Source organism: Chryseobacterium culicis, from assembly GCF_900108365.1.
GTDB classification, from domain to species: domain Bacteria; phylum Bacteroidota; class Bacteroidia; order Flavobacteriales; family Weeksellaceae; genus Chryseobacterium; species Chryseobacterium culicis.
This window is the reverse complement of the sequence record NZ_FNWQ01000002.1, coordinates 115,745-141,638: the sequence shown is the minus strand read 5'-3', so window position 1 is coordinate 141,638 and position 25,894 is coordinate 115,745. Positions and strand designations below refer to the sequence as shown.

At 39.0% G+C, this 25,894-nt stretch carries 26 protein-coding genes; 6 read left to right on the top strand and 20 right to left on the bottom strand.

Annotation, left to right across the window (positions count from 1 at the left end; all coding sequences use genetic code 11):
• Positions 1-6 precede the first annotated feature (6 nt).
• The 4 genes from BLW74_RS06970 to BLW74_RS06955 all read right to left on the bottom strand — a co-directional run bounded on the left by BLW74_RS06970 (position 7) and on the right by BLW74_RS06955 (position 6,326).
• Positions 7-1,266, bottom strand: coding sequence for a tetratricopeptide repeat protein (locus tag BLW74_RS06970; protein WP_089690962.1), 1,260 nt, complete (start codon positions 1,264-1,266; stop codon positions 7-9).
• Between the two features lie 6 nt (positions 1,267-1,272).
• On the bottom strand, positions 1,273-3,435 hold the full coding sequence (locus BLW74_RS06965) for a type VI secretion system Vgr family protein (RefSeq protein ID WP_089690960.1): 2,163 nt from the start codon (positions 3,433-3,435) through the stop codon (positions 1,273-1,275).
• Between the two features lie 540 nt (positions 3,436-3,975).
• Positions 3,976-5,748 (bottom strand): S41 family peptidase, encoded by a 1,773-nt coding sequence (locus BLW74_RS06960; protein WP_089690959.1) that lies wholly within the window; start codon positions 5,746-5,748, stop codon positions 3,976-3,978.
• Positions 5,749-5,822: 74 nt separating this feature from the next.
• A complete protein-coding gene (locus BLW74_RS06955) occupies positions 5,823-6,326 on the bottom strand; it encodes a DinB family protein (protein WP_089690956.1) in 504 nt (167 codons plus the stop codon).
• Positions 6,327-6,497: 171 nt separating this feature from the next.
• Here BLW74_RS06955 and BLW74_RS06950 point away from each other — a divergent pair, with 171 nt between their 5' ends.
• Positions 6,498-7,634: a tetratricopeptide repeat protein gene (locus tag BLW74_RS06950; protein WP_139265714.1), complete on the top strand. Its 1,137-nt coding sequence runs from the start codon at positions 6,498-6,500 to the stop codon at positions 7,632-7,634.
• Between the two features lie 88 nt (positions 7,635-7,722).
• Complete coding sequence (locus BLW74_RS06945; RefSeq protein WP_089690952.1) at positions 7,723-8,058, top strand: nuclear transport factor 2 family protein; 336 nt, start codon at positions 7,723-7,725, stop codon at positions 8,056-8,058.
• Positions 8,059-8,101: 43 nt separating this feature from the next.
• Here the strand turns inward: BLW74_RS06945 and BLW74_RS06940 are convergent, their stop codons facing one another.
• From BLW74_RS06940 to BLW74_RS06895, 9 genes are all read right to left on the bottom strand, one after another.
• Positions 8,102-8,665 carry a DUF6624 domain-containing protein gene (locus BLW74_RS06940; protein ID WP_089690950.1) on the bottom strand — a complete coding sequence of 188 codons (564 nt, stop codon included), beginning with the start codon at positions 8,663-8,665 and terminating at the stop codon, positions 8,102-8,104.
• A gap of 35 nt (positions 8,666-8,700) precedes the next feature.
• Positions 8,701-9,261, bottom strand: coding sequence for an AAA family ATPase (locus BLW74_RS06935; RefSeq protein ID WP_089690948.1), 561 nt, complete (start codon positions 9,259-9,261; stop codon positions 8,701-8,703).
• 57 nt (positions 9,262-9,318) lie between these two features.
• Complete coding sequence (locus BLW74_RS06930; RefSeq protein WP_089690946.1) at positions 9,319-10,314, bottom strand: MsnO8 family LLM class oxidoreductase; 996 nt, start codon at positions 10,312-10,314, stop codon at positions 9,319-9,321.
• A gap of 65 nt (positions 10,315-10,379) precedes the next feature.
• Positions 10,380-10,736, bottom strand: a complete 357-nt coding sequence (locus BLW74_RS06925; RefSeq protein ID WP_089690944.1) for a winged helix-turn-helix transcriptional regulator — start codon at positions 10,734-10,736, stop codon at positions 10,380-10,382.
• Between the two features lie 121 nt (positions 10,737-10,857).
• The gene (locus BLW74_RS22370) at positions 10,858-11,022 is read right to left on the bottom strand and encodes a bacteriocin-like protein (protein WP_167358393.1); all 165 of its coding nucleotides are present in this window, start codon (positions 11,020-11,022) and stop codon (positions 10,858-10,860) included.
• A gap of 90 nt (positions 11,023-11,112) precedes the next feature.
• Positions 11,113-11,748, bottom strand: coding sequence for an ABC transporter ATP-binding protein (locus tag BLW74_RS06920; protein ID WP_089690943.1), 636 nt, complete (start codon positions 11,746-11,748; stop codon positions 11,113-11,115).
• The gene (locus tag BLW74_RS06915) at positions 11,735-12,646 is read right to left on the bottom strand and encodes a hypothetical protein (RefSeq protein WP_139265713.1); all 912 of its coding nucleotides are present in this window, start codon (positions 12,644-12,646) and stop codon (positions 11,735-11,737) included. The genes BLW74_RS06920 and BLW74_RS06915 overlap by 14 nt, the downstream gene beginning before the upstream one ends.
• Positions 12,647-12,712: 66 nt before the next feature.
• On the bottom strand, positions 12,713-12,952 hold the full coding sequence (locus BLW74_RS06905) for a hypothetical protein (RefSeq protein ID WP_139265712.1): 240 nt from the start codon (positions 12,950-12,952) through the stop codon (positions 12,713-12,715).
• A gap of 305 nt (positions 12,953-13,257) precedes the next feature.
• Entirely contained in the window at positions 13,258-14,553 is a 1,296-nt protein-coding gene (locus BLW74_RS06895; RefSeq protein ID WP_089690936.1) for an Ig-like domain-containing domain, read from the bottom strand.
• Positions 14,554-14,787: 234 nt separating this feature from the next.
• Between BLW74_RS06895 and BLW74_RS06890 the strand changes: the two genes are divergently transcribed.
• The 3 genes from BLW74_RS06890 to BLW74_RS06880 all read left to right on the top strand — a co-directional run bounded on the left by BLW74_RS06890 (position 14,788) and on the right by BLW74_RS06880 (position 17,122).
• On the top strand, positions 14,788-15,669 hold the full coding sequence (locus BLW74_RS06890) for a cupin-like domain-containing protein (RefSeq protein ID WP_089690934.1): 882 nt from the start codon (positions 14,788-14,790) through the stop codon (positions 15,667-15,669).
• 139 nt (positions 15,670-15,808) lie between these two features.
• Complete coding sequence (locus BLW74_RS06885; RefSeq protein ID WP_089690932.1) at positions 15,809-16,522, top strand: hypothetical protein; 714 nt, start codon at positions 15,809-15,811, stop codon at positions 16,520-16,522.
• Positions 16,523-16,585: 63 nt separating this feature from the next.
• Positions 16,586-17,122 carry a TetR/AcrR family transcriptional regulator gene (locus BLW74_RS06880; protein ID WP_089690931.1) on the top strand — a complete coding sequence of 179 codons (537 nt, stop codon included), beginning with the start codon at positions 16,586-16,588 and terminating at the stop codon, positions 17,120-17,122.
• Positions 17,123-17,209: 87 nt separating this feature from the next.
• Here BLW74_RS06880 and BLW74_RS06875 read toward each other — a convergent pair whose 3' ends face one another.
• The gene (locus BLW74_RS06875; protein WP_089690929.1) at positions 17,210-19,459 is read right to left on the bottom strand and encodes an ATP-binding cassette domain-containing protein; all 2,250 of its coding nucleotides are present in this window, start codon (positions 19,457-19,459) and stop codon (positions 17,210-17,212) included.
• A 51-nt stretch (positions 19,460-19,510) separates the two neighbouring features.
• Between BLW74_RS06875 and BLW74_RS06870 the strand changes: the two genes are divergently transcribed.
• Positions 19,511-19,933 (top strand): MarR family winged helix-turn-helix transcriptional regulator, encoded by a 423-nt coding sequence (locus BLW74_RS06870; protein WP_089690927.1) that lies wholly within the window; start codon positions 19,511-19,513, stop codon positions 19,931-19,933.
• A gap of 9 nt (positions 19,934-19,942) precedes the next feature.
• Here BLW74_RS06870 and BLW74_RS06865 read toward each other — a convergent pair whose 3' ends face one another.
• The 6 genes from BLW74_RS06865 to BLW74_RS06840 form a co-directional block, all read right to left on the bottom strand.
• Entirely contained in the window at positions 19,943-20,665 is a 723-nt protein-coding gene (locus tag BLW74_RS06865; protein WP_089690925.1) for a sterol desaturase family protein, read from the bottom strand.
• A gap of 79 nt (positions 20,666-20,744) precedes the next feature.
• Positions 20,745-21,014, bottom strand: a complete 270-nt coding sequence (locus BLW74_RS06860; RefSeq protein ID WP_089690923.1) for a hypothetical protein — start codon at positions 21,012-21,014, stop codon at positions 20,745-20,747.
• A 134-nt stretch (positions 21,015-21,148) separates the two neighbouring features.
• Positions 21,149-22,489: a S41 family peptidase gene (locus tag BLW74_RS06855; protein ID WP_089690921.1), complete on the bottom strand. Its 1,341-nt coding sequence runs from the start codon at positions 22,487-22,489 to the stop codon at positions 21,149-21,151.
• Between the two features lie 6 nt (positions 22,490-22,495).
• Positions 22,496-23,239, bottom strand: coding sequence for a hypothetical protein (locus BLW74_RS06850; protein ID WP_228424804.1), 744 nt, complete (start codon positions 23,237-23,239; stop codon positions 22,496-22,498).
• Between the two features lie 176 nt (positions 23,240-23,415).
• Positions 23,416-24,339 (bottom strand): T9SS-dependent choice-of-anchor J family protein, encoded by a 924-nt coding sequence (locus BLW74_RS06845; RefSeq protein ID WP_089690917.1) that lies wholly within the window; start codon positions 24,337-24,339, stop codon positions 23,416-23,418.
• Positions 24,340-24,412: 73 nt separating this feature from the next.
• On the bottom strand, positions 24,413-25,705 hold the full coding sequence (locus BLW74_RS06840; RefSeq protein ID WP_089690915.1) for a hypothetical protein: 1,293 nt from the start codon (positions 25,703-25,705) through the stop codon (positions 24,413-24,415).
• Positions 25,706-25,894: the final 189 nt, after the last annotated feature.

Here is a 25,894-nt window from a genome sequence, read left to right as displayed (position 1 = left end):
TTGAGATTACCCGGCTTTTGGTCTTTCTACACTTACCTTCCAGTCATCGCCAAAATACGTCTTCATTTCATTGTCCAGTTTTGTTTTTTTATCCTGATCGCCTTCGTATTTGAGAATCAGCATTGAGGCTACAAACCGCAGACTGCTCTGTTCTCTGGCTGAAGGTTCCATTATTTTTGCGATATCAAGGCATTTTTCAAAATACCTGATCACTGTATCTTTTTTAAGAAGAGTATCATTCAGGGTTCCTATGATTCTGTAACATTCGATAGCCATTGCATATTCGCCAATTTTCTGTGCTGTTTCTGCAGCTTTTTCGAATATCTTTTCTGCTTTGGATTTCTTTGAGCTTCCCAAGAGATGGCTCCCGTAATTCATGTACATCTGAACCGCCAGGGGTGAATCCGGTTCTACTTCTTCCAATATCGTCCTGTATGTATCTTCTGCACGTTCTTTTTTCCTGTCTGCCGTATAAGCCTGGGTAAGCATAAAGTAGGCAGAGATTTCACCCTGTTTATTTTTCTGTTCTTTAGCCAGCTTCACGGCTGTTTTCAGGGCATGTTCCGCTTCTTTGAATCTTTCTTTACTTAAATGATTACTGGCTACAAGAATCTGCTGCTGAAAATCTGTATCCGGACTGTTTTTCTTCCGGTTGGTATGCGCCGCAGTATTCTGCATCAGCTGATGAATATCCACTTCTACCCTGAAACTGTGTGCTGAAGGAATCGGTGACAGTGTTCTGTAGGTGTGATGCTCTGCCCAGACCAGCTTAATATCTTTATTTTCTGATGCCTCACAGATGCTGCACCATTCCTTCACCCATAAAGACAACTCTTCTTTGTTACTGATTCTGAGGGGAGCGATGTAAAGGTAGATCTTGGGGTGCTGAATATTCGGGAAGTTTTTCTTTAATTCCAGTAAAGGATAAAATGCTTTATAGGCATCTGTTGTAAAGGTTTCTTCCGGCTTCTTCAGATCCCAGTATGGAATGTTTTCTTCGCTTTTTTTCAGCATTTCGTAGAACTCGGTCCATTCATCCAGTAAGGTCTGTCCGAAGGAATTCATGCCGTTAAATTCCTGGTAATGGAGTAAAAAAACGTCATCGCTTTCTTCATCTTCAGAAAGTTTTGATTTGATAAACCCGTCAAAAAGATCGGTTTCATGTTTTTCTCCTGTACAGATCAGCATAGGTTTTTCTTCGTTTGTTGAAACGACTTTCTGCCATTGTCTTTTTAATTTGACCAACTCCAAATCTACGGGATTCATCTGCTTTTAATTCAGTTTTACGGTTCCGCTTACAATATTGGTTTCACTTCCGCCGCCCACATTTATTTTCCCTCCGCTGCTGAGATTGGCTTCCGTATCTCCTCTCATGGAAAGAGTGGTGGTTCCGACATCAAGCGTATCTGATTTGATTCCGATTCCCGAAACAGGATCTCCGTCTTCAGGCCCTACTCCCACTCCAATACTGGATGTTCCTCCCACTCCGATATTGATTCCCTGTACAAATATTTCTTTTCCTTTGATCTGAATATTTCCGTCTTTATCCATATAAAGGGAACTGCTTCCACAGTTGAGGGTGATAGAAATTTTACTGTCGATGGTGATATTTCCTGCTCCGTCCAGAAAAACAGAATTCTGGTCTTTATCTCTTACGGTAATTCCGCCGGCGTCGTCCAGGCTCATCGTATGCCCGCTCTTACTGCTTAAACTTTTAATATTATTTCCGGCACCACCGCCTCCGCCTACTCCGCCATGGAACATTCCCCCCATTACAAAGGGACGGTCGGGGTGCTGATGGGCAAAATTGACCACAACCTGATCACCCACTTCCGGGATAGCCATAAAGCCACGGTTTTTGCTTACTTTTTCGCTTCCGCCGCCATCGGGAGTCATTACCCTGATGTATTCTGTGGTAGTAGAACCGTTCTGCCAGTCGAACTGAACTTTCACTCTTCCCTGATTCAGAGGGTCTGTATTGGAAATCACTTTGGCAAACTGTGCATCTGCTTTGGGAAAATGGAACTCCGGACGCGGAATAAACCCTGTATCCGAAGCTATGGCCTCAAATGTTCCGGTATAATATCCTCTTGCATCTACTTCGTGATCCATATTTATAATCATCAGCTTGGTGAAATAAGTAGTTTCACTGCTTTCTGCTTTTCTCATTTCGATATCAGCAATGCAGCCGGGATAAAGGAATGGTACTGTTGTAACACCTGAAATGACAAATACTTCTGATGCTTTGCTTCCTGCTGTTCCTTTCTGGGAATTTTCCACATCCATGAAAGACACAGCTTTTATGGGAGCCACTCTTAGAGACGGTGTTGTAAACGTTTTCTCTGAAATTTCGTACGCCCGTTTAGCAATATCTGAAGTATGATTGATTTTTGAGCTGCCTGCGGTTAATTTTTCATTTTTGCTGCTGTTGTATCCATAAAATGACGGATTTACATGCTGAGCTTTCATTTTTATCTTTACATCGCTTACACTGCTGCCATAAGTCAGCTTTACAGGTTTTTCCTGAGGCGGCAGCTTACCGAAATGAAGAACTTCACCGTCATAATAAAACTGCTCTCCATAGGCTTCTGCTATTCTTGCGAGATAATTGTAATGGGTCTCTTCATACTGTGAGCTGTACGAAACGTTTCCGTGCGCTGCATCAACTCTGAAATCAAAGGTATTCTGCCCTAAGCCTTCTTTGATGACCTGATCTGCAATACTGTTCAGACTGATTTCCTGTGCACCTCCAAAGCTCTGAATATGGGGTGCCGCATCTAAAAGAACTGTAGGGCTTGATCCTGTAAGAACAATATTTCCGAGGCTACCCTTTTCCTGGCTGAAACCTACTTCTGTAATGACGCCTACAAAGTTTCTTTCCGGGCCGTCTTCAACATCCTTGTACCTGAAAATAACGGTGATTCTTTTTCCCAGAAAGTTCTGGGCTTCTTCCAGATTATGATTTTCTGAACTTCCTAAGGTGTCGTGAGCCAGCGTCAGATCAAATTCGTGATGTTTAACAGCGCTTTGCTTTAATTGAAAATGCTTGAAATGCTTGAGCACTTTTCCGTCAATGACAATTTCAAGTTTTACAACACGGTTGATTCCCGCTACCTGATTGCCGGGGATTGTATTGGCATTATAGATTCCGGATGTGGGCTGTTTGGACCATACTTTGTCTTCAACCAATGTAGGGGGATTAGGCTGCTTAACCTGATTCATGAACATTTGAGAACCGTTCTGAACCATTCCTGTGTAGGCCTGGGCCTGAGCCATTTTTTCTGTTGCTTTTTTAACGGTTCCGCCTGATTTTTCCTGTACTTCCCTGGCCGCTTTACTCACTGCCTGGTCCTTCAGTGTTTCTTTTATATTGTTTGCAGCCGGAATTTTATCTTGGGGAACAGGCGTTTTGGGTGAATGATCGTCCTGAAACATAATTATACTGTTTTGATTGATTGGGTGTCAAGTTTTAAGGCTAAAATCTATCCGAGGTCACTCAGATACATTTTCGTTATCTGCAGTCTGTTTCGGGAAATTGAATGCAGATAATAAGATCTAAACAGGGTATATGCGTAATTGTAAAATGGTAAAGCAGAAAATACCTCTGCTTTACACCCTGTTATATTACGGGGTTTCTCCGGTATTTATGGTTATGAGATGAAAGATATAATCATGATTAATTTTTTTGTAATTGGATTGGTGGTCTTACAAATATAAAACGCTAATCTCTATTCAAAAAATTTTCTGAAGGCAATCTGAAATTTTGTAGTAGTTCTACGACTTTTGTTTCATATTTCTAAAACAAATGATAAAATAAAAGAAATAAATATCTGTTTATCAGAAGGATATTTAACAATTTTTAATACATTAAAATAATAAATTTATCACATAAAATAGAAATAACCTAAAAAACACTATACAACAACCTCCTCCGAAAATGAATTTCAGAGGGTCTTTATAGGATAGTTCAATGCTTTATTGTTTCTGTTTTCTGAGTTCTGAAACGGTTTTAAGATAGACATCGGTCTGATCCAGAAATTCCTGATCAGACTGCTGCACTTTAATATGGGGTATAATACCGTGCCCTCTTTTCTGATCCGGCAGGTTTTGTGCATCCTGAATCACATGGACGATAGAAAATCCTGTCTGAATACCTGTATTGGGAAGTTCATAAACCAATGGCAGATGTCCGTTATGCTCATAATACCCTCCTACCGTTTCTTTTCCGATGACTATGGCATTGGTGTAAGATTTAATGAGTGAAGCCAAATGTGAGGCTGCAGAAGCTACCCGCTGATCTACAAACAGATAAAGCTGTCCTTTAAAAGTTCGGGTATCAGGCATAATAGAAGGATTTTTATCATCTGTCCAGTAATATTTTCCCTGAACTTCTTTAGGATAAAGCTGTTTCAGATAAGCATTGAGTCCATGTTTGTCATTTACTCCATTAGAAAGGAAAAGAGGAGTGATTACCAGCTTTTCTTCCAGGGGAACTTCATTGAACAAAGTGTATGCATACTGGCTGTCACGGAAAGGCCTTGGGGTAAAGAACGAGAACACTTTTTCATAGAGCGCTCCCGTACCTCCGGTATTTCCTCTGAGATCTATGATGAGATTTTGTATTTTCTCCCGTTCCAGCGTATCCATCATCTGATCAAGAAAAACACTGAATTTTTTGTAAGCAGGATCTTCTTTTCCGGTGGCAAAATCAAATCCCCTCAAAGATAATCGGTATATTCCTTCTCCTTCTTTCGTGAAACTGTATTTTTCTGAAAGCAGTTTTTGGTCAAAATGTAAGGAATGTCTTGAATCCTGAAGCTTTTTAAAGTTTTCCCAAGATGTTCCGGGCAATGAAATTTCTTTTATATTTCCGTTCCACTGATAGGTAATAACATACTTCTTGTGTGTTCCGAATTCTATATAAAACTTATCCAGCATGCCTCTCTCAAAACCCGTCGTTTCTTTGTACGGCATGGAATATCCGTCAGAAAAATAGTATTTAGAAAAACGGCTGATCATTTCTCTGGCAGGAACCCCATTAACAGAAAGGATTTCGGCGCCTAAAGGAATCGCCACATCTTTAGAATCCTGAAGCAGGCGGCCGTCAACATTTTTTAGCGTAATGGGTAAATATTCCGGTTTCTGGGTAAGATAATAGGAAGCATGATTGGGCAGATCTGTATAGTTGTGACAGCTTCCTTCAAATCCCGTCACATTTGCGATGACTTTATAAAAATCAAAAATATTTTTACTGTTTCCAGCCTCCGTTTCAGCCTGCCGGTAAATGCTGTCAATTTCTTTTCTGGTTCTGTACACATACAATCCCGAATTGGCTTTTTCTCTGATCGAACGGAATGTTCTGAGATCTTCTACAAACTGGTCAGGACTGAACTGCCCATCCAGAACTGATGTATTCTTAGATTCTGTGATAGAAACTTCAGCTGGCCTGCTTTTTTCTATATAGGATTTGGCCCAGATTTTCAGCTCATATTTCCTTCCTTTTTCCGGGGTAAAATAGAATCGCTCAACACTTTTTGTTCCTCTGGAATCATCCTGTTCTTTCAGTTTTTTTCCATCCATAAATAACGCAATTCCCAGATTGGCCTCTCCTGATTGTATTGAAATCCACGAAGGCTTATGAGACAGCGGAATGTATTGTAAAGTATCTCCCGGTTTCAGCAGTGACTTTGTTTGTGCATATGCGCTGTTTAGAAGCAATACAAGGGGAATGATAACAGATCTGGTCATTATTATTTTTTGAATGGGCTAATATACAAATTAACCTCAACCGACTGAAAAATATACATTCATCAATTAGTATTCTATAATTTTATACTCATTTCCTGCACTTCTTCTGCAGAAAATCCGTAGATCTGCGGGGTCTTTACCTCCAGAAGGTTCAGGTAAATGTAGATTTCAGCTCTGTGGTGAATCTCGTGTTCTATCATTGCACGCAGCCATTTCCAGATAGAGATTTCATTATTGGCAGGGGTTAAGCATTTGCGGGTAAGATCTTCATCAGAAAGCTTTCCGATAATTTGCAGCGTCTGACGGTGCATCTCGTTAAAAAACTTGACGGTATTTTCATACCCGTCAGCAAGTTCTTTTCCACATCCCGGATAGGCACTTTTATTTCCGGAAATGGTTTCTCCATACATATACCTTTCTATTGCAGCAATATGTCTGATCTGATCTCCAATGGTAAATTTTCCAGGTTTATACGTAAAATCAATATGCTCAGGAGGGACAACACTGATGATCCGGCTGGTTCTTTCTCTTATTTTTTCGTAATAATCCAGGAATGATTGTACACTTTTTATTTCCATATCTACAGGCTTTCTCTGATACTTTTATCTGGGGTGAATATAAGAATTATAAAGAAAGAAATTTTTGATTGTACTCAGAAATTATTCACAAAGATGCAAAAAATCCCAAATAAGTGATTTTTAAATTTGGATGCTTACTAAATATCCAATATTTTAGTTAAAAAAATAACCATGATGAAATTAGTAACAGGTTTGTGCATTGTATTGTTTTGCTTTAGCCATATGAATGCTCAATCTGCAAAAATTGATGCTGAAAAGCTACTGGAATATTATGAAACACAGCGTTATGCTGATGCTGCGCAGTATCTTCAGCGTATGTATCCGGGAGACACCCAGGATCTAAAAGCGCTTTCACAAATCGCTTACTGTAATATGATGGCGGGAAAACTGCCGGAAGCAGAAAAAAACTACCAGAAAATCAATGCCATACAACCGAATAATATCCCTACTCTATTCAGCCTGGCCAGCATTAATTCCAGACGTGGCAACGCATCTCATGCCAGGGCATATCTTCAGCAGATTATTCAGCTGGACAGCCTCAATTTCAGCGCATATAAACAGCTTGCTTCCCATGCCGATACTCCTGAATCCCAACTTAATTACCTGAAAAAAGCCAATACCCTGAACAATACTGATCCGGATGTAGCTTATGATCTTTCTTTGGCTTACAGTGGTCTCAAACAGTTTAAACCTGCTTATGAGGTCCTGAAAGCAGCAATTGCTTCTGACCCTGAAAACTTTACTTTACAGCAAGCTTTATTACCGGCTGCCAATCAGCTGGGAAAGTATACAGAGGTGATTGAAACCGGAGAAAAACTCTTGAAAAATCATGCTGATGTGAATGTAATGAATGATGTGGGACAGGCTTATTTTTATGTAAAAGATTATCGGAAATGCATTAATCTTTATCAAATGCTGGAAGCTAAAGGCGTACAAAACGAGGGTACATTATACTTCATGACTTTAAGCTACCGCGAACTGAAAGATTATGATAATGCAGGTATTTATGCTCAAAAGACAATTGATGAGGCCATTTCAGATCATACCAGCTTATACTATGCTGCACTGGCTGGTATTGATGAGGCTAAAAACAGGTATAATGAAGCAGTGGCTGCTTATAAAAGAGGACTGACTTTCGGCACAAGTAATATCATTTATTATCGTTTGGGACTTCTTTACGATCTCCATCTTAAACAGCCGAAAAATGCGGCCACCCATTACCAGCTTTATCTTAAAAACAATCCGGATCAGGACAAGGAAAAAGAACAGATTGCTTATGCCAAAGGCAGAATTTCCGATTTAAAATAATGTACAATCTGAACTGTTTTGTGATTACAGTCACAAACGGAATTTTGCGTAACCTGCTAACTTTGTCTTTTCTATTAAAAACATTTTTATGAATTCTAAACACCAAAATACAGCGGAACAATTTATCCAATATCTGAATGAAGAAAATTTTGACATGGCGGAAAGCTGTCTGGATCCTGATTTTACATTTACTGGAGTCTTGGGAAAGAGAGAAGGTGCTTCTGTATACATCCAGGATATGAAGAAGATGAAGTTTAAATATGAAATTCTTAAAACTTTCACAGCGGGCGAAGATGTATGTTTCTGGTATATGATTGCTATGGGAGAACAAACCATAGAATCTTCAGGATGGTATGAAATCAAAAATGAAAAAATTCAGTCTTTAAAAGTACTGTTTGATCCAAGGCCCTTACTGAAGGAGTAAGACCAGAACCGATCAGAATATAAATACGAAATATAATAGTACTTTAAATCCAGCCAGTTTTTTTTCGCCAGACTGTATAGCCCGGATCTTTACTTTCTATTTCCGGAATTTCTTCTGGCGCCGGAATTGTATTGATTTCCTCCCTTGAAAGTATTGGCAAATTTACTTTTTCACGCTCCTGATTTAAGTTTTCTTTATTTTCGACAGGATAAATAGCTCCATCCGCTGTCAGCTGTGTTCCGTATTTTTGCGGCTTACTTTGAAAGACCTGAATTCGGTCATACAAATAGGCTTTATTCGTAAGATTTATATCTTCACTGTTTTCGTCCATCATAGCCAGGCATTTTTTCATCAATTCAGGTTCTCCAATGGAATGCTGGATGATCAGCCATGCCGCATCACTTGCTTTTTTACCCACCTTTGAAACTGTAGGAAAACCGATCTCCGATATAATTTCCCGAAGCTGCTCTGCGTGAGCTCTGTGAATTTTTTCCATTTCAGGATGATAACCTCCGGACAATTTACCTGCTTTTAATAGCTTTTCTCTGAGAGAAAGGTCTTTGCGGGCCATTTCAATAAGCTGTTTTTCAAAGGAAAGATGGTTCATGTTACAAATGATTATTGATGATTGAGCAATTAATCCTAATGAGTATACGAAATAGCATCCAGTATAAAGTTTGCTCTTTTCTCTACCGAAACTTTGGGAACTTCTACGAGGCTATAGCTGTACTCGCGATAAATATCTTTCATACATTCAAAGGTAAGAACAGCCTGTTCTATGCTTTGCTTTCTTTCCGGATCATTTTCGTAGATTTCTTTCCACGGCGGCAGAATAAAAACAGTGGTATTATAAGTCATTTCTCTGGCTTTTGCTTCCATTGATGCCGGAATGGGAATATTTTCAAGCTTCATATAGCCCAGCGTGTCCAAAATTCCACGGTCAAAGAAAACGGGTTTCGGGTTCAGGAGCTGCCTGATTCTTTTATACGTTTTAACAGACTCCTTAAACATCAGATGGGCAAAAAGTTCCTTATCCCGCCAGGGAAGTCCCTCTCCACCAATATGAATCTGTTCTTTTATAATTTTTCTGCCTTCTTCCGGAACCGTTATCAGTCCTTTTTTACTTAATTCATCCAGCAAAGTCGTTTTTCCTCCTCCGGGACCACCTGTCATGATATATAATATCGAATTATCCTGCTTCATGTTTAGTTTCTTGTTAAAATATACCCTTTATAGCCCATCTTCAAATACTCTGAAGGGTTATTGGGTATTTTCAATGATACTCTTATAGGTATAGATACGGTCTTCTTCTCGATGCATATTACATAATATCAGGATATTATCGGTATTGTATTTTTCTGCAACCTGATGTAGTTTCTGACCTATGGAAAGTGGTGTCTCTATCATAATCCTGTCCAAGACCTTTAAAAATTCTTCTTCGCCGTCTGTACCCAAAATTCTTTGCTCTATGTCTTCGGTAGGAAGAACCGCATCGGGACTGGTTAACTTCCGTGACTGTAAAAACTGATAGGCCATGCCGTAGGCATTCATTCTGGCCTGATCCAGAGTGTCTGACACCGATGCTGCTACGGCTATCTGTAAAGAAGGCTGAGCAAAATATTGAGTCTCATCAAACTCCCGGAGATAAGCTTGTGTATTTTCCATGCCGTTATCACTGTTCATAAAAGCCGCAAAAGAATATCCAATACCATGTTTCGCGGCCTCTCTGGCGGAAGTAATTCCTGAACCCAGCCATATTATTTCAGGGATATGGTTTACTTGGGTGGGTTGTGCAATAAGCCCGTCATAGACTCCTTTTTCATCTTTTATAAACTGAATGATTTCTTCCAGTTTCTTTTCCATATCGGAGAGAATGACCGGTTTATGATTATTGAGTGCCATCACGGCATCTTTCAATCCTCCGGGGGCTTTTCCCAAACCGAGAATAAAACGTTCCGGATAGAGTATTGAAAGCATTTTGGTCCATTCTGCAATCTTATAGGCAGAATAGTTTCTCATCATTATGCCGGCTGTTCCTATTTTTATTCTTTTCGTTTTACTGAGTACAATAGCTGCCAGTAATTCGGGGCTGGAACTTCCGTACGCTTCTACTCCATGATGTTCAGAATACATAATGCTGTGAAAGCCTTTTTCTTCGGCCAGCAAAGCAAGACTGATACTGTTTTCCAATGCAGATGCAGCACTTCCTCCCACTGTTGTAGGTGATTGGTCTAATATCCCTAGTTTCAGCTTCATACTGTAGAATCAATTTTATGGTGAAGGTATGAAAAAAGCTTTATTTATGCAGAAACAGGCGTTTATTAGTCTTTGGGCGGAAAGACAATTCCTTCATCTTTGATCAGATCATAACCAAAGCTCATGATGGCTTCAATTACCGGAATTGCTTTTTTTCCTTTCTCTGTAAGGCTATATTCCACTTTTGGCGGAACTACAGGAAATACTTCACGATGGATCATGTCTTTGGCTTCCAGTTCACGAAGCTGGCTGGTCAGCATTTTATCTGTAATATGGGGAATATCTTTTTTAAGCTCACTGAACCGAAGAGGTATCTCCTGTAATCTCCACAGTACAGGCATTTTCCAGGTACCCCCGATATGGCTTAATGCAAACTCCATAGGTGTATAATACAGTCTTTTATCATGAAAAAATTCAGGCATAAGAATTTTTTTACTGTTTTACTTTATAAAAAGTAGGGTTATCAGAAAGAAATATACAATTTCTAAGCGTTAATCAAAATAAAACCTTCTAAAAAGTAGAAGGTTTTTTCATGAGCGATGATTATGCACAAAGAATGTCTCCACATCCTCCACCGCCACCGTTTCCGTTGAGATAATAACAGATAGTTGTAGGACAGCCGCATGCTTTACATTCGCTGGCTGCTGGTGGACGGCCGCCGGTTATCGTCTTTAAACTTTGTCTCGCGATTTTCTTTAGGTTTTTCATAGTCAACAAGTTTGTTTGATTTGCAGGAGTAATTTAATAAAAATTCTCCTGACTGGCTTGGTTAAAATCGTTAAAATGTAAATTTCACCTCTAGAATTTAAGTGTATTCAATTGGCTGAATTCTTCTTTATTGTATATTTTTTCAATTTTCCCATCTTGCAGAAGGGCTATTTTATCACAGGTATGAAAAAGCGTTTCGATGATATGAGAACTCACAATGACTACTTTGTTTTCGGATTTCAGCTGTCTGATAATATCATAAAGGATATGAACCCCTTCAAAGTCTACCCCATTAAAAGGTTCATCCAGAATAGCAATGGGTTTATCCAGCATCAGCATCCCGGCAAGCGCAAGCTTTTTTTTCATTCCACTGGAGTAATACTGTACATACTTTTTCAGAGGGAGATTGAATTTTTCAATAATATCTGTAGCTTCATTTTCTTTTTTTGAAGTGAAATAAGCGAGATATTCTTCTCCTGTCATATAGGGATAAAAGTAGTTTTCAGTTTCAAGATAGGAAATCATTTCCCGTTTCAGCCGTTCATTCTTCCAGGTAATAGTTCCTGAAAAAGGAACAGATTGGTAAAGAGTTTCAAACAGTGTTGTCTTTCCGGCTCCATTTTTTCCAAGTAATCCCACTATAGAGCCTTCTTCCACGGACAGACTCAGGCCGTTTAATACTTTTTGATTTTTAAAATGAACTTGTATATTATTAATCTCCAACATAGGTTCTGATATTTTGAGAAGCTTCCCTGATATTTTTTTTCAATATAAATACGGCTGGGATAATGGCCAGGCTGCATATGGTATACTCTATAAAAACGCCCAGATTAAAATAATTACTCTTTTCTTTATAATGATACTGCCTGTATTTTCTGGTTAAAATCAATAGAAAATAAAGGTTCATAAAGGCAAAATAATAGAGAATGTATAAGCTTTCCGCAGGATGCAAAATGAGAAACAGGCCATACGCAGGGAGAAGTAAAGCATTAACAAACAGTGAATTTCTTCTCAGTTTTTGTTTTAAGGTATATTTTCTGAAATACATTTCAAGCATTTCTTTGTTTTCATTCAGCTCGTAAATATGGGAGAGGTAATCCAGCGCCAATACCGCGGCCAGAATGAATGTTACAGGATGATAAGCCGAACACCAGATGATCACCAATCCCAAAGTTGCCAGCCAGGTGTTTTTTCTCAGAAAGCTTTTCCATTCAAATAAATCATCAGGAATAAAATTCCAGTGAAATGCGGCGTCATGTCTTATTACCGGGCTGATAAAACCCAGTAAAATAAATAACGGCAATGAAAATAAGGCCATGCTGTCTGCTGTATAATGAATGTTTCCAAAAAGCAGAATATGATAAATAACTACAGCTTCCAGTATAATTACCCACCGCCAGCTTTTAACAAAAACTTTCTTCAAAAAAGGAATGTCTTTTCTTTCATGATGAAAAAGCAGGATCATTATAAACAGCAAAGGTGGATAATAGTAATTGTCAGGCAGTTTCATGATCATCAGCCCACCCAGAATAAGCAGGACAGGTACACTTTTTCTTGGGTTCAGGTTGAGCAGTCTGAAGCTTTGATGGAATCTGAATTTTAAATGGTGCAATAGTTTTTTCAAAGGATTGACTGTAGATTAAAGATTTAAAGATACCTATTTCAGGCGAAATGGAATTTGCTCTGTGCATCAATTTTTTCTAATCACCGCATATAAAAAGGTTAATAATACAGCACCTACCGTAATGATCGGCCACCAGTAAGGCAGAACCCAGAGTACAAAATACTTTACGGAGCTGATCAGGTACGAAAACCTATTTTCTGATGGATAAACCTGCGTGAATGCAGAGTCTGTAAGCCCAAGAATATAGGCTGTTAAAGACAATATCATTACGTTTATGACAAATACTCTTATGGTATTTTTCTTCATCACTTTCTTTTTAAGACTTTATAATCATATTTTACCTCTCTATTGACAGGCTCTGACAACAAAATAAATCAATATTATCAGCATCTGAAATGCCGATAACACCATTAGGAAAAACCACCATACAAGACCGGCTCCTCCACTGCTGTCGAATATAAAATGATAATACAATACAGAATTGTACAGGCAAAACAAGATCACATTAACGATTCCGAATTTTTTATAATGCCTAAGAGTTAAGATAATAAGCAAAAAGCAAATGATTGACGTCGTATATAAAAGTTGGTTATCGTTCATCATCAATCCAATTATTTGTTTCCGGTTTTAAACCTGATCACCAGCCTTTCGTCTTTAAGAGAATAGCCATCTTTGGATCTGAAACCTTTATTGGTGAGGATAAATTCATATTCTTTATTGGGTTTAAGATCTACTCCCAGAACCAGAGTTTTATCACTATTTTCCATCCCTATTACTTTGGTGATGGGCAGGTATTCTTTTCCTTTATCGGAAAGATTGAAAGAATAATATTTCGGTACCATCTCTTTTGAGAAGGTAATTCTCATTTCTTTTGTATCAGGACTTACCGCTAAAGAACCATTGGGAGGAGTTATTTTCACAACATCTGGCGTATTTTTCCGGTATTCCTTCATCAGATCTTTAGTTTTTTCTTTAAAAAATTTAGATTGAGTGAGGAAGTTTTCTACGGCTTTATCACTGTTATAATTCAGCTCAATAATATCTTTGACGGCCTGTTTCTTATCTTTGGCATTCTGATAGTATAACTTACTGATCTCATAGCCTACATAATATCCTAAATCTGCACTTTCACCTTTATCTCTTCCATTATAGAGCCAGTTGGAAAAATTTCCGGTGAACATTTCTTTTCTAAATAAATCTTTCACCTGAGCAGCATGAGCAGCTCCGTAATATAAATATGTTCTTTCCAGCGGTCTGTTCATCACGAGCTCTGAAATCAGGTCGCAAGATCCTTCTTTGATAGACTGATTTAATACCCTTCTGCGGTCTCCGGTCTGCTGGGTATGGATGTATTCATGAATATTGAGAGAAACAATATTATCGAGAGACTGCTTTGCAAAAACGCCTTTCAGCCATTCGTCCTGAAATTCCGAAACATCGGTAGACGGAGATCCTGTGGCAATTTCAGCTCCCACCAATACCGTATTTTCACTTACCGTTCCTCCGGAATTAAGCCCGCCAATGGTAAAATACATTTCTGCATCTTTAAGCTCGGGATATATTTCCTTCAGCCTCGCAACGCTCCTTTCCAGTTCGTCGGTTTTGGTTTTTATCGTCAGCGTATTGGATCGTATGGAATTCCAGAATTTCGGATAATTCTCAATATTTTTCACATAAAGACTGTCATTGTACCCCCTGGCATTCATGAAAGCCTTTAAGCCTTTTGTTGCTTTACCGGTATAAAACCTTTTTATCAAATCCAGTTTTTTGGAGAAGCTGTCTGTGGTTTGAATGCTGTCATAAGCTACCCAGAAATGATCAATATCCGAAGTAAAAATTTTGGAAGGTTTCTGTGAAAAAGCGCTTGAAAAAGCAAGCAGAAGAAATAGTGATGACAGGTGTTTCATGATTATTTTTAATACCACAATGATACATACAATAATTATATTCTGCAACACTCATTACAGCCTGCATACTGCCTGTTTTAAAAGTTTAAAGACTATAATCCCAGCACAATAACTCCAATAAAAAGAACTCAAAACACGTATTTTATCATTTATTTATATCAATTCCAAATAATTTTAATTCTTTTCATTTTATTATCGTAAATATTTAATACTTTAGCTTAATAATTTGAACGAATGGGAATAATCCTTAAACCAATTGATATTGTAGATGATATTTCACAAGAAGATTTCCGAGAAAAATATCTAAAGCCATGTAAGCCAGTGGTAATCAGAAATATGGCGAGAAAATGGCCTGCCTACCAAAAATGGACGATGGAGTATATGAAAGAAGTAGTAGGAGACGTTGAAGTTCCCCTTTATGACAGTTCCAAAGCAGATCCTGCCGCTCCTATTAATACCCCAACGACGAAAATGCAATTCCGTGATTACGTTGACCTTATTCAGCGGGAGCCTACCGATCTGAGAATATTTTTCTTTGATCCTATCAAGTTTGCTCCCAAGCTTCTGGAAGATTATGTTCCGCCAAAGAACCTGATGGGAGGATTTTTGGATAAATATCCGAGTATGTTTTTCGGAGGCAAGGGTTCGGTGACTTTCCTTCATTATGATATTGATATGCCGCATATTTTCCACACCCATTTCAATGGAAGAAAGCATGTTTTATTATTTGAATACAAATGGAAATCCAGACTTTACAAACTTCCGTATGCGACTTATGCTCTGGAAGATTACGATATTGCCAATCCTGATTTTGAGAAATTTCCGGCTTTGGACGGTATTGAAGGCATCGAGTGTTTTCTTGAACATGGTGATACTTTATTCATGCCTACCGGCTGGTGGCACTGGATGAAATATCTGGACGGCTCTTTCTCTATCTCTCTGCGCGCATGGGACAAGAGCTGGGCTGTAAAAGCACATTCTCTTTGGAACCTTGCCGTTCAGCGTAACTTTGATAACTTTATGAAGGGCCGTTACAAAAAAAGATATATGGACTGGAAAGAAAGAAAAGCGGTAGAAATAGCGAATAACGCATTAAAAAGAGGACTTCCCAAATAACACTGGGAGCAGTTCTTATACAGGCAGAGAGTGGATGGTTAATTAGGATCATGCACTCTTTTTTATGTACAGCCCTATTTTGGCAATATCATTCAAAATTTAAGTAAATTGCATATTCTGTTCCCCAATATCCGTATATATGTTTGAAAAGTTGATTGATAGCTTTGAAAAGCTGTGTCTGCAGATTATTATTGAAATATTGCTGGTTCCGGTAACCATCTTCAAATTGTTTCAGGATCCCCGCCGCTGTTACGATCTTTCCGTCCATGAGATGGAAAAGGAAGAAGCGGAACGTTTTCATGACTACCTCTCTCCCATCAAACTTTCTGTGTACACATCTGTAATTGTCTCCGTGCTTTTAATGGATTATGGTGGTGAGCATCATATTATTTCGAAGATCAAAGGACTAAGCATGGTGGAAAAAGCTTTGTTTATATTTCTAATAAATAACATTACCGCAGTTCTCTTCAGTGTTGCTTTATTGTGCTACAAAAAGGAAAAAGTAAATACCGTTACCTTCAGAACGCTGCTGTTTTCGTTTATTTATACCACCGTTTATACCTCAACGCCGTTTTTTATACTGATCAGTTCAGCGATGTTCCTGGGACAGACTTTAAATGTGGAATCTTATCTGGATCATCTGGGTAAGGTGACCGAGTATGGAACAAGGGACTATTTGTTTTTCCTGGTATTTCTTGTTTTTCTCATCATTGGAATTATCGGAATATTTAAGCTTTTCAAAGCGTTGCATTATATTCTGAAGAATAATTTCAGTTACCATCCTTATGTAGTCTGGTTTTTCACCGTACTTTTCTTTGTGGTCCAGCTTTATTATGCCCGAGGATTTATTTAAAATTATTTCTTTTTTCGGACACACCAGTCTGTTTATTTTTTACATTTGTAAAAATTTCACAAAATGCCTAAACCCCGCGAAAGAATAGTAAGCACAGCAATGGTTCTCTTCCATAGACAAGGCTATAACAATACAGGCATCAACCAGATCATTGAAGAAGCGGGCGTCTCAAAAGCAAGTTTTTATCAGCATTTTAAATCTAAGGATGACCTTTGTATTGAATTCCTTAATAAGAGGTATGAGTACTGGGTATCTGAGCTTGACAAGTTCACAGCTGCAGCAGAAACAGTGCAGGACAAGTTCCAAAAATCTTTTGATTTCCTAATTTACATGAATGAAAGAGAAGATTTCCGGGGATGCAGCTTTCTGAATATTCTGTCAGAAATTCCTGCGGATAAAGAAGAAATCCACCGTGTCATCCGCGGTCATAAAAATAAACTGAGAAACTGTTTCAATGAAGATCTTCAGAATGATATCATTTCAGCCCATATTTATCTCCTTTTTGAAAGTTCCATACTGACCAGCCAGCTCTACAGATCGAATGAACTGATAGAAAAATCTAAAATTATCGTTCAGGATTTACTGAGCACCCCGCATTAAGCAAAAACTTCTGGTTTGGGCTCACATCTGTAGACCCTTATTTTTTGCAGGGTTCTGATGATTAACTTTTCGTGTGCACTGCTTTTCTTACTGAACATGTTTCCTCAGAAACGCTGCGGTGAATGATATTTTGTTTTTTAACAGCTCCTGAGGAGTTCCCTCGAACAGCACTTTGCCGCCAAATTTCCCTGCACCCGGCCCCATATCAATAATCCAGTCTGCCTGCGAAATAATATCCAGGTTGTGTTCTATAACAATCAGTGTATTATTCTGCTCTACAAGACCGTTAAAAAAGGTCAGCAGCTTCTGGGTATCACTGGGATGCAGGCCTGTGCTCGGCTCATCCAGAATAATGATCTGATTGGTATTTTTCAGTTCTCTGGTCAGTTTCAGGCGCTGCCTTTCGCCTCCGGAAAAGCTATTCAGTCTTTGTCCTAAAGTCAGATAATCAAGCCCTAATTGTATCAGCAGATCAAAATTGTTGACAATAGATTTTTCCTCAAAAAAAGAAATGGCCTCCAGAACCGTCATATTCATTACTTCTACAATTGTTTTTCCATTGTATCTGTACTGAAGCACATCAGGATCAAAACCGGAACCTCCGCAAACTTCGCAGGGCTGTTCAATATCATCCATAAAAGCAAGGTCAATTTTTTCTATTCCCAATCCTTTACAGTTTCTGCAGCCCCCTTCACTATTTCTGCTGAACATTTTGTCTGAAACATGGTTAGACCGTGCAAAAAGCTTACGCACAATTTCTGATATCCCCAGGTAAGTAAGCACATTGGAACGGGCGCTTGCAGCAAATAAAGACTGATCAATAATGGTGACATCAGGATAAAGTTCCGGCAGCATACGATTAATCAGAGTACTTTTGCCAGATCCTGCCACTCCCGTTACCACTGTCATGATTCCGGTGGGAATATGTACCGTTACATTGCTAAGATTATATCTGTTCGCATTTTTAATTTCCAGATAACCATCAGGCTTTCTGAATTTTTGTTTTATGAATGGTTTTTCTGCAAAATAAGAGCCTGTTTTACCTTTGGAGTTCTTTAAATTTTTAAATGTCCCGTTGTATACCACTTCTCCTCCATTTCTTCCTGAACCTGGGCCTATATCGATCACCCGATCCGCCATTTTGATCAGATCCGGATCATGCTCCACTATTAAAACCGAATTTCCTTTATCCCTGATCTGCTGCATAATGGTGATGATATTCTGCAGATCTTTTGGATGGAGACCAATACTTGGCTCATCAAATATGTATAAAAGATCAATCAGACTGTTTCCGAGGCTGCGCACCATTTTGATACGCTGAGACTCTCCTCCGGAAAGGGTGTTGGTATTTCTGTCCAGAGTCAGATACTGCAATCCTATTGTGATGATATTCTGCAGTTTTGCGTAAAGCTCTTTGATAACAACTTCATAAGGACCCGCATCCAGAGAGGTAATAAATTCCGACAGCTCATCTACAGAAAGTGCCATACAGTCGGCTATATTCATTCCCTGAATTTTGCAGGATAAGATTTTTTCGTTTAATCGTTTTCCGCTGCATGAAGGGCATGTTTTAGTAATAACAACATGTTTCAGGGCATCTTTTCTTGTGATGTTTTCTTTAGAATCCTTTTTGAGAAACGCCTTTTCAATCCTTGGAATGATTCCTTCATATTGTACGGTTTTTCCCCATTCTTGATGTGGATGTTCTGGTTTATGTTCTGGTGCATAGAGCAGGGTTTCCCATTCTTTATCGCTGAAATCCTTCAGTTTTTTATCATTATCGAAGTAACCTGACAAAGTATATCTTGTTAAGCGCCATCCGCCCGGCTGAAAAGTTGGAAACCGGACTGCGCCTTCATGTAATGATTTTTCCCGATCAATTAAAGCATTTATATCCAACGTTTGAACAAAGCCTAACCCCTCACATTCAGGGCACATTCCCTGGGGATGATTAAATGAAAAAACATTGGAATATCCTACAAACGGCTCTCCCATTCTCGAAAACAGCAGCCTCAGAGAAGCAGACACATCCGCTGCTGTTCCCACAGTAGATCTGGCATTTCCACCCAACCGCTTTTGATTGATAATGATAGGAACATTAAGATTTTCAATTTTGTCAACATCCGGCACACCATAATACTGCAGGCGGTTTCTGATAAAACTGTTCTGGGTTTCATTAATCTGTCTCTGTGCTTCGGCCCCAATAGTTTCAAAAACCAAAGACGATTTTCCGGATCCAGACACTCCCGTAAAAACTACGATCCTGTATTTGGGAATTTTAATGGAAATATTTTTGAGATTATTCTGCCGGGCATTGGTAATTTCTATATTTTCCATGGTAAAAATGTTTAACTTTGTTAATAATTAACTAAGTTAAGTATATTTCTCATGAAACCTATTGAAAAAGAATTTTTTAACACATTTACTGATTTTCAGTGCCTTATTCTGGCTCATATGAACCGGGGCGATATTAACGGAGTAACTGCCGCTCATTATAATATTATTGAATTTATTCTGAGAAAAGGAATAACAACAGGAAGGGAAATATCAACGGCCTTCAATATCAGCCAGGCAGCGATATCAAAACAACTGAAATTTCTGATTACCCATGATTTCATTATCCGGGAACAGGACAGAACAGATCACAGGAAATATCATCTTTCAGTAACGGACAAGGGAAGATTTGTTATAGATAATTCTGAAACCTTCCGTAAAGCGATCACCCACCAGACAGCTTCTATACTCACCTCTGAAGAATTGAAAAACTTTAACGGACTGCTAAAGAAAGTATTGACTCATCTGAAACTATAACATCAATTCTTACTTATACGTTCCGAATATCCTGTCCCAGATCGAAGTATAAAATCCAAAATTTTTACTTTCATCCAGATGATGCTGATTGTGAAACCTGGTTGTTCCCACAAAGAAGCGGTCAAAAGAAGCCGGAAAAAATTCTCTGTTCAAATGTCCTATGGTTCCCCAGATAAGATTGAGCAAAAGATAAACTGAAATAGAAACTACTGAGAAATCATGGGCGGTGAGTAAAGCCAGCATCATTAAACCGAATCCTATGGTTTCAAAAGGATGCAGCACAAAAAGGCTCAGAAAATTGGTACTGACGTGTTCATGATGTTTTCCGTGCAACGTTTTGTAGACAACAGGTAAATGGGCGGCGAAATGAAAGAGGTACATGAGAAGATCCATTAAGAGTAGCAGAGCAGCAACTTCCGCTACTATCCTGAACACAGATTGCGTCTGTCCCAGAATGATCCATCCGGATTTCCACAAAAAAGCACCTAAAAGCATTACAAAACTGTTACATACCACGGTCATCAGGCTAAGGTAAAAATCGGATCTGGTTACCGGGTGGTTTTTCTCCTGCAACTGACTTTTCCGGCAAGTCTTTTCGATGAAAACGTATAAGCCAATAGAAAAAAGGTACAGAATGGCATTAATGATCAGACTGAACACTACCCACTGCGGCCAGGAGAACTGCCAAAAAACCTGTAAATAACCGGAAAATTCTGTTTGATTAAAATTCATAAGTCCTTTATCCTTCAGCTAGATTTTATAAAGGTATACATTTCAAAGTAAAATCAACCGATAAAGTGCATTTCAGACTTTATTTTTGTCTAGCTTTTCTCCTGAGTTCCCGAAGTCTTGATGTCAGCTTCTTTCTCAAATCATTATGGTATTGCCGGTAATTTTTGATGCTGTTCTCGAGATTCTTTTTATTGAGCAGATACTCATCATAGAGATTACCTAATTCTGAGATCTGAGTTATCACATCTGAAGGCTGGCTTTCCGGGTCTTCTGCAGCTTCTATCAGCAGACGGTAATATTCGATACGGCTGGTCAGGTTCATGTGAAGTTTTGGTTCTATTCCCTGCATGATTTTATGATTTTATTGATTTTCCGAATTGGTAAAGAGGATATTGTAAATTTCCTTTTACAGTTCGATATATTATTTATTATTTTTTGTTATTAATGATAAACTTATTCCAGGATAAGAAGCTTATGAACTTTTTACTTATCCAACATCACAGGCGGTACGTCACTCTGATATAAAATCTTAACACCTGTATTCTTCTCCGGAGCGGTAGATTTAAGATATCCTCCGTTTAGTGCAGAAGAAATAAGCGTTTCATTGGGATCCCCCAAAGGTAATAATGGCAAAACGGAAAACTCATTAACGCTAATATGAGGCGCAATTCCGTTACTGTATTCTCCGGCTCCGCTGGCATTAAATACTTTATAAATCACAGGATGTACCTGCCATGAAATTTTTCTCGGTTTACGTTTGTCTTCCACTATAAATCCTGCCATATCCTTTCCCAGTGTAGTGTCTCCCATCTGAATAACCTGCATATAGGGTTTCAGATTGTTGATAACAATTTCTGCTGCTGATGCTGTACTGCCCGATGTGAGAATAATTACTTTCTGTAATCCCAATGCATTGGCCCGTAAGGTGGTAAAATCAAGAGCTTTGGGATCATAAGCAATCTGTTGGGCAAATGTTCTTTTTACTTCACCCCCATTTTTATTTCCTTTAAAAATGATGAATGGAGAAGCAGACGATAATCCCGAAGGAATCAATGAGCATAGTGCAGCCGCAGATGATACAGAGCCTCCATAATTGTAACGGAGATCGAGAATCAGTTCCTGGACCCCGGCAGCCTTCAATTCTCCAACCTTTTGGTTCAGCGTCTGAGTCATTCCGTCCGGAAAATCATACACATACAGGTACCCTATTTTTTTACCGCTTTTTTCGAAAACTTTAGATAAAATGGGCTGTTCAAAAGAAAAACCATAGTAAACCGTGATATTTTTCTCCCCGGTAACAGATCCATTCTGCCATTTTCCAACGGTAAGTTCTACAACAGTCTGATCTTTAATAGAGGAAGCCATTGTTTCGGCATTTGCTGCTGTCATTAATTTTCCATTGATTTTGGTAATGATCATCCCCCTTTCCAACCCGGAATTGAAGGCCGGAGAATTTTGAAGCACCAGCTTTACTACGGTAACTACTTCATTATTGGCAAGCTGAACAACAGAGTAATCAAACCCATACATATTTCTTACAGAACGTGGATAAGTAGAGGAATCCTCAGTATTAACGATAAAAGAAAACCGATCCTTGGAAGAAAGCAGACTTTTGAAAAAATCTTTTACAGGAAGCCGATAATTAGGCTTTGCAGGCATTTCATCTGCCCAGTAATAATACCGTTTCATACTGTCCTGAACCCAGAGATTCACAGATTCTGTGCTTCCTTCCGGAAAAACGGGAGTGCTTTCGTCATTATTATTCGTACACGAAATGAGAAAGACCACGATGGCAATGCACTGAAGTATTAAAAAATTTTTCATACGCAATTACAGGTATTCTGCCACATCTATATCTCCTTTGACAGTCCATTCTCCATTTTCCATTTTTTCCTGGAGGACGATCATATTTGCACCGGTGTGCTGTTTTATTTTTACCTGAATCATTTTAGATCCGGCATAAGGTTCTGTAGTTCCCGGTTTGTACAGTTCCAGATATACAGGAGCTGTAGAGCTGTAAAAGTTATAGGTTTTCAATGCTGTAAAATTATCTTTTCCGATATTGTCAAATTCAGCCAGCACTGCTCCATTATCTCTTTTTAAAATCCCTTTTACATTTTTCGATGAGGTTCCGGACAATTCGCCCAGATTAGGAAAAATAAATTCGAAACCTACTTTCCCAAGGTTGACCTGAGGCTTTACAGCATACGTCTGCAAATAAATTCCGGGGAGATTAAAAAAGTTTAAGGTTTTAAAGTCATCTATATGGTCATAGGTAATACTGTATTTTGCGATTTCGGTGCCTGTTTCGTTATTATATACAGACAGTGTATTGGTTTCTCCCTGATCCAGCACAAACTGAAGCTGGGTTTCTATTTTATTGGTATAAGACGTTTTACCGTCAATGGATACAGGTTCCCCGTTAAACCTCAGCTGAAGAACATCAGGTTTGGAAAATCCTTTGATATTCACCTCGCCGGGTTTCTGTACTTTATCATACAATTCCATCGTGTTGCTGTCTGTACATGAAAAAAGTAGGGTAAAAAATAGGAGTAATACAAAGATTTTATTCATCTTTCTTAAATTATTTCATGGTAAAACTTAAAATATTGCCCAACCCGCAGGCCGGGCAATATATAATTATAAAAAAACTGGTTGGATATGTTCTGGATAATATTTTTCAGATATCATCCATTATTGTATTCTTAATTTCTGGTGTTTCTAAAGGCAGTTTTTTAAGGTCAGAAAAATTATTTTTTAATGAATTTCAATCTTTCCGTAATCTTTCCATCCGTAATTTCGGCAAGGTAAGTCCCTGAGATAAGTCCCTGTACGGAAATAGTTCCGGAATACCGGGTCGTTAGCATTTTCTGTCCTGCTGCATTGTAGATACTGACTACTGCTGCATTTTCTTTCAATTCGGGGTTAAGGCGCAGCTGTAAAGACTCTTTCACCGGATTTTCTGCTATTTGCGTAGCAGTTCTGTTTCTTTTTACCTCCTTAGTTCCCAAAAATGCTGTCGCATATATTCCGATCTCATCAATATTGATATTCTGGATATTATTTCCGCTTGCTTTTCTGTTGGCCCACATTCCGATATAGATTTTCTTTCCGGCAAAAGCAGAAAGATCTACAAGAGACTGTACAAACTCGGTAAGATCTGCCGGAAACGGATTGGCTGAATCTCCTACCTGTATTTTATAAAGACTCTGAACGTCATTACCCCCTGCATCCACGGTCATTGCCTGAAAATCTGCCAATGTAGGAACTTCTTTCTGCGGTGTACTGACATAGATAAAAAGGTCTCTGGCAACAATGGTGTGGGTAGATCTCTGTCTTCCGATGTTGGCAGCCAAAGTAACAGTACCTGCGGTGTTCGTAAGGTCAATCTGAGGAGAAATAATCCAGTCATTTTCTGTAGCGAATCCTGTAGCATTACCGGTAGGCACCAAACTGATGGAATGACGAAGAACTCCAGCAGTTCCATACGCTAAAGCTGTTCCGTTGTGGTAGATATTCTGTCCCTGCACCCATCCGTTGCTGTTCCCGTTCAGATCATGAAATGTCCATCCCTGAAGATCAGCAGGAGAATCAAAAGAATTTCCCCATACAAGAGTCTGTGCTGCAGCAAGGTGGGATAAAAACAGAACAGATGATAAAAGTATTTTTTTCATAATGCTGATTGTTAATGTTTTGATTAAAAGCAAGGAATCAGCTTTCGCTGTTCCCTGCTGTGTAAAGGTTTTATTATTCTACAATTGTGAAATTGTATTTTGTCCAAAGCCCCTGGAAGTTTCCACAGTTTCTTGGAGATACGTTCCAGCTTCCTTCGTTGAAGAATGGCTGGCTCATACCCCACAGCGATGCAGGTGTACCTGTTAGCAGATTAGCGGCAGGGATTCCTGCTGTTCCTGTCCCTGTAACAGAAGTATTAAATCCATGGATCTGAATCGTGTTGTATGCTGAAGCTGAAGAAAGTTCAGAACCTGTACCTTCTACTTTGATCCCTACAGGATAACCGGTAACAACCGCATTATTCAATGTTAATCTTCCGTGTCTTCTGATGTGAATACCGTTTTCATACAAAGCTCCCTGAGTAGAGTTTTTAGTACCGATGATGGTCAGGTTGTTGATAACAGGGTGCGTCAACAGTGATGTAGAAGAACCGTCCGCATTATTATCAAGCTCGATACCGTTAGAATCAGGACTTGATCCGCTAAGACTGTGCGTAGAGTTGTAATCTGCCAAAGCTAATGCACAGGTGATGGTTCCTGTATATCCGTTATCGAAATCAAAGTTATCGTCATCCGCCGCAAAAGATACAAGGTTTGAAGCGTTGACAGTACCTCCGAAGAATTCGAAAGAATCATCTTTTCCGAAAGATACCTGAATATGATCCAAAGTAGTTCCGTTTCCTACTCCTCCTAAAGTAAGACCGTTGATTTCATTTCCTGAGTTTGGAGCTAACAGATCGTACCCTGCAAACTCAATACGTACATACTTCAGTGTTCCACCGTTGTGAGAAGCATTTGTACCTCCGTAATAGAAATCCGGACCGGATAATCCTTCAATTGTTTTTGTGAAAGGCGTGTTGGTAGGAGCATCTCCTAAGATAATCACCCCTCCGAAGTCACCAGGAGCGGCAGTAGTATCTTCATTTCCGTCCAGTAATTTGTAGCTTGTGAAAATGATAGGCTGAGCTTCTGTACCTGCGGCGTTGATTTTTCCTGTTTTTGCAATGACCAAAACTCCTGTAGCGGTGTTGCTGGTGTTTGGCTTAGCTTTAATGAATGTACCCGGCTGGATTGTTAAGGTAGCGCCATCTTTTACGGTTACAACTCCATCTAATTCTACTACACCGCTCCATGTAGTATTGGTAGTAATAGCTCCACTAACGCTGGTTACCGGAAGCGCCGAAGCTGTAAGGTATTCAGCAGAAGTAGATTTCATATCGAATGGAGATGATGAATCTGCCAGTTGATCGTGTTGACAAGCTGTAAGAGATAATGCTGCCACTGCAATTAGAGTTAGTCTTTTCATTGTTATAATTTTTAGTAGAATCCGGTCGTGTTATTTTTATACCAGATCAGTTTTTTACTATTCAGGAATATCTTCCTCACTATTCCTTTGATTTGTTTTTTGGTGTTCCTCCCATCGTTGCAGGAGGAGCTGCATTGCGGGAGTTCCCGTGAGATCCGTTAATGCCTGGGAAAAGCTCTTAACGTCCGG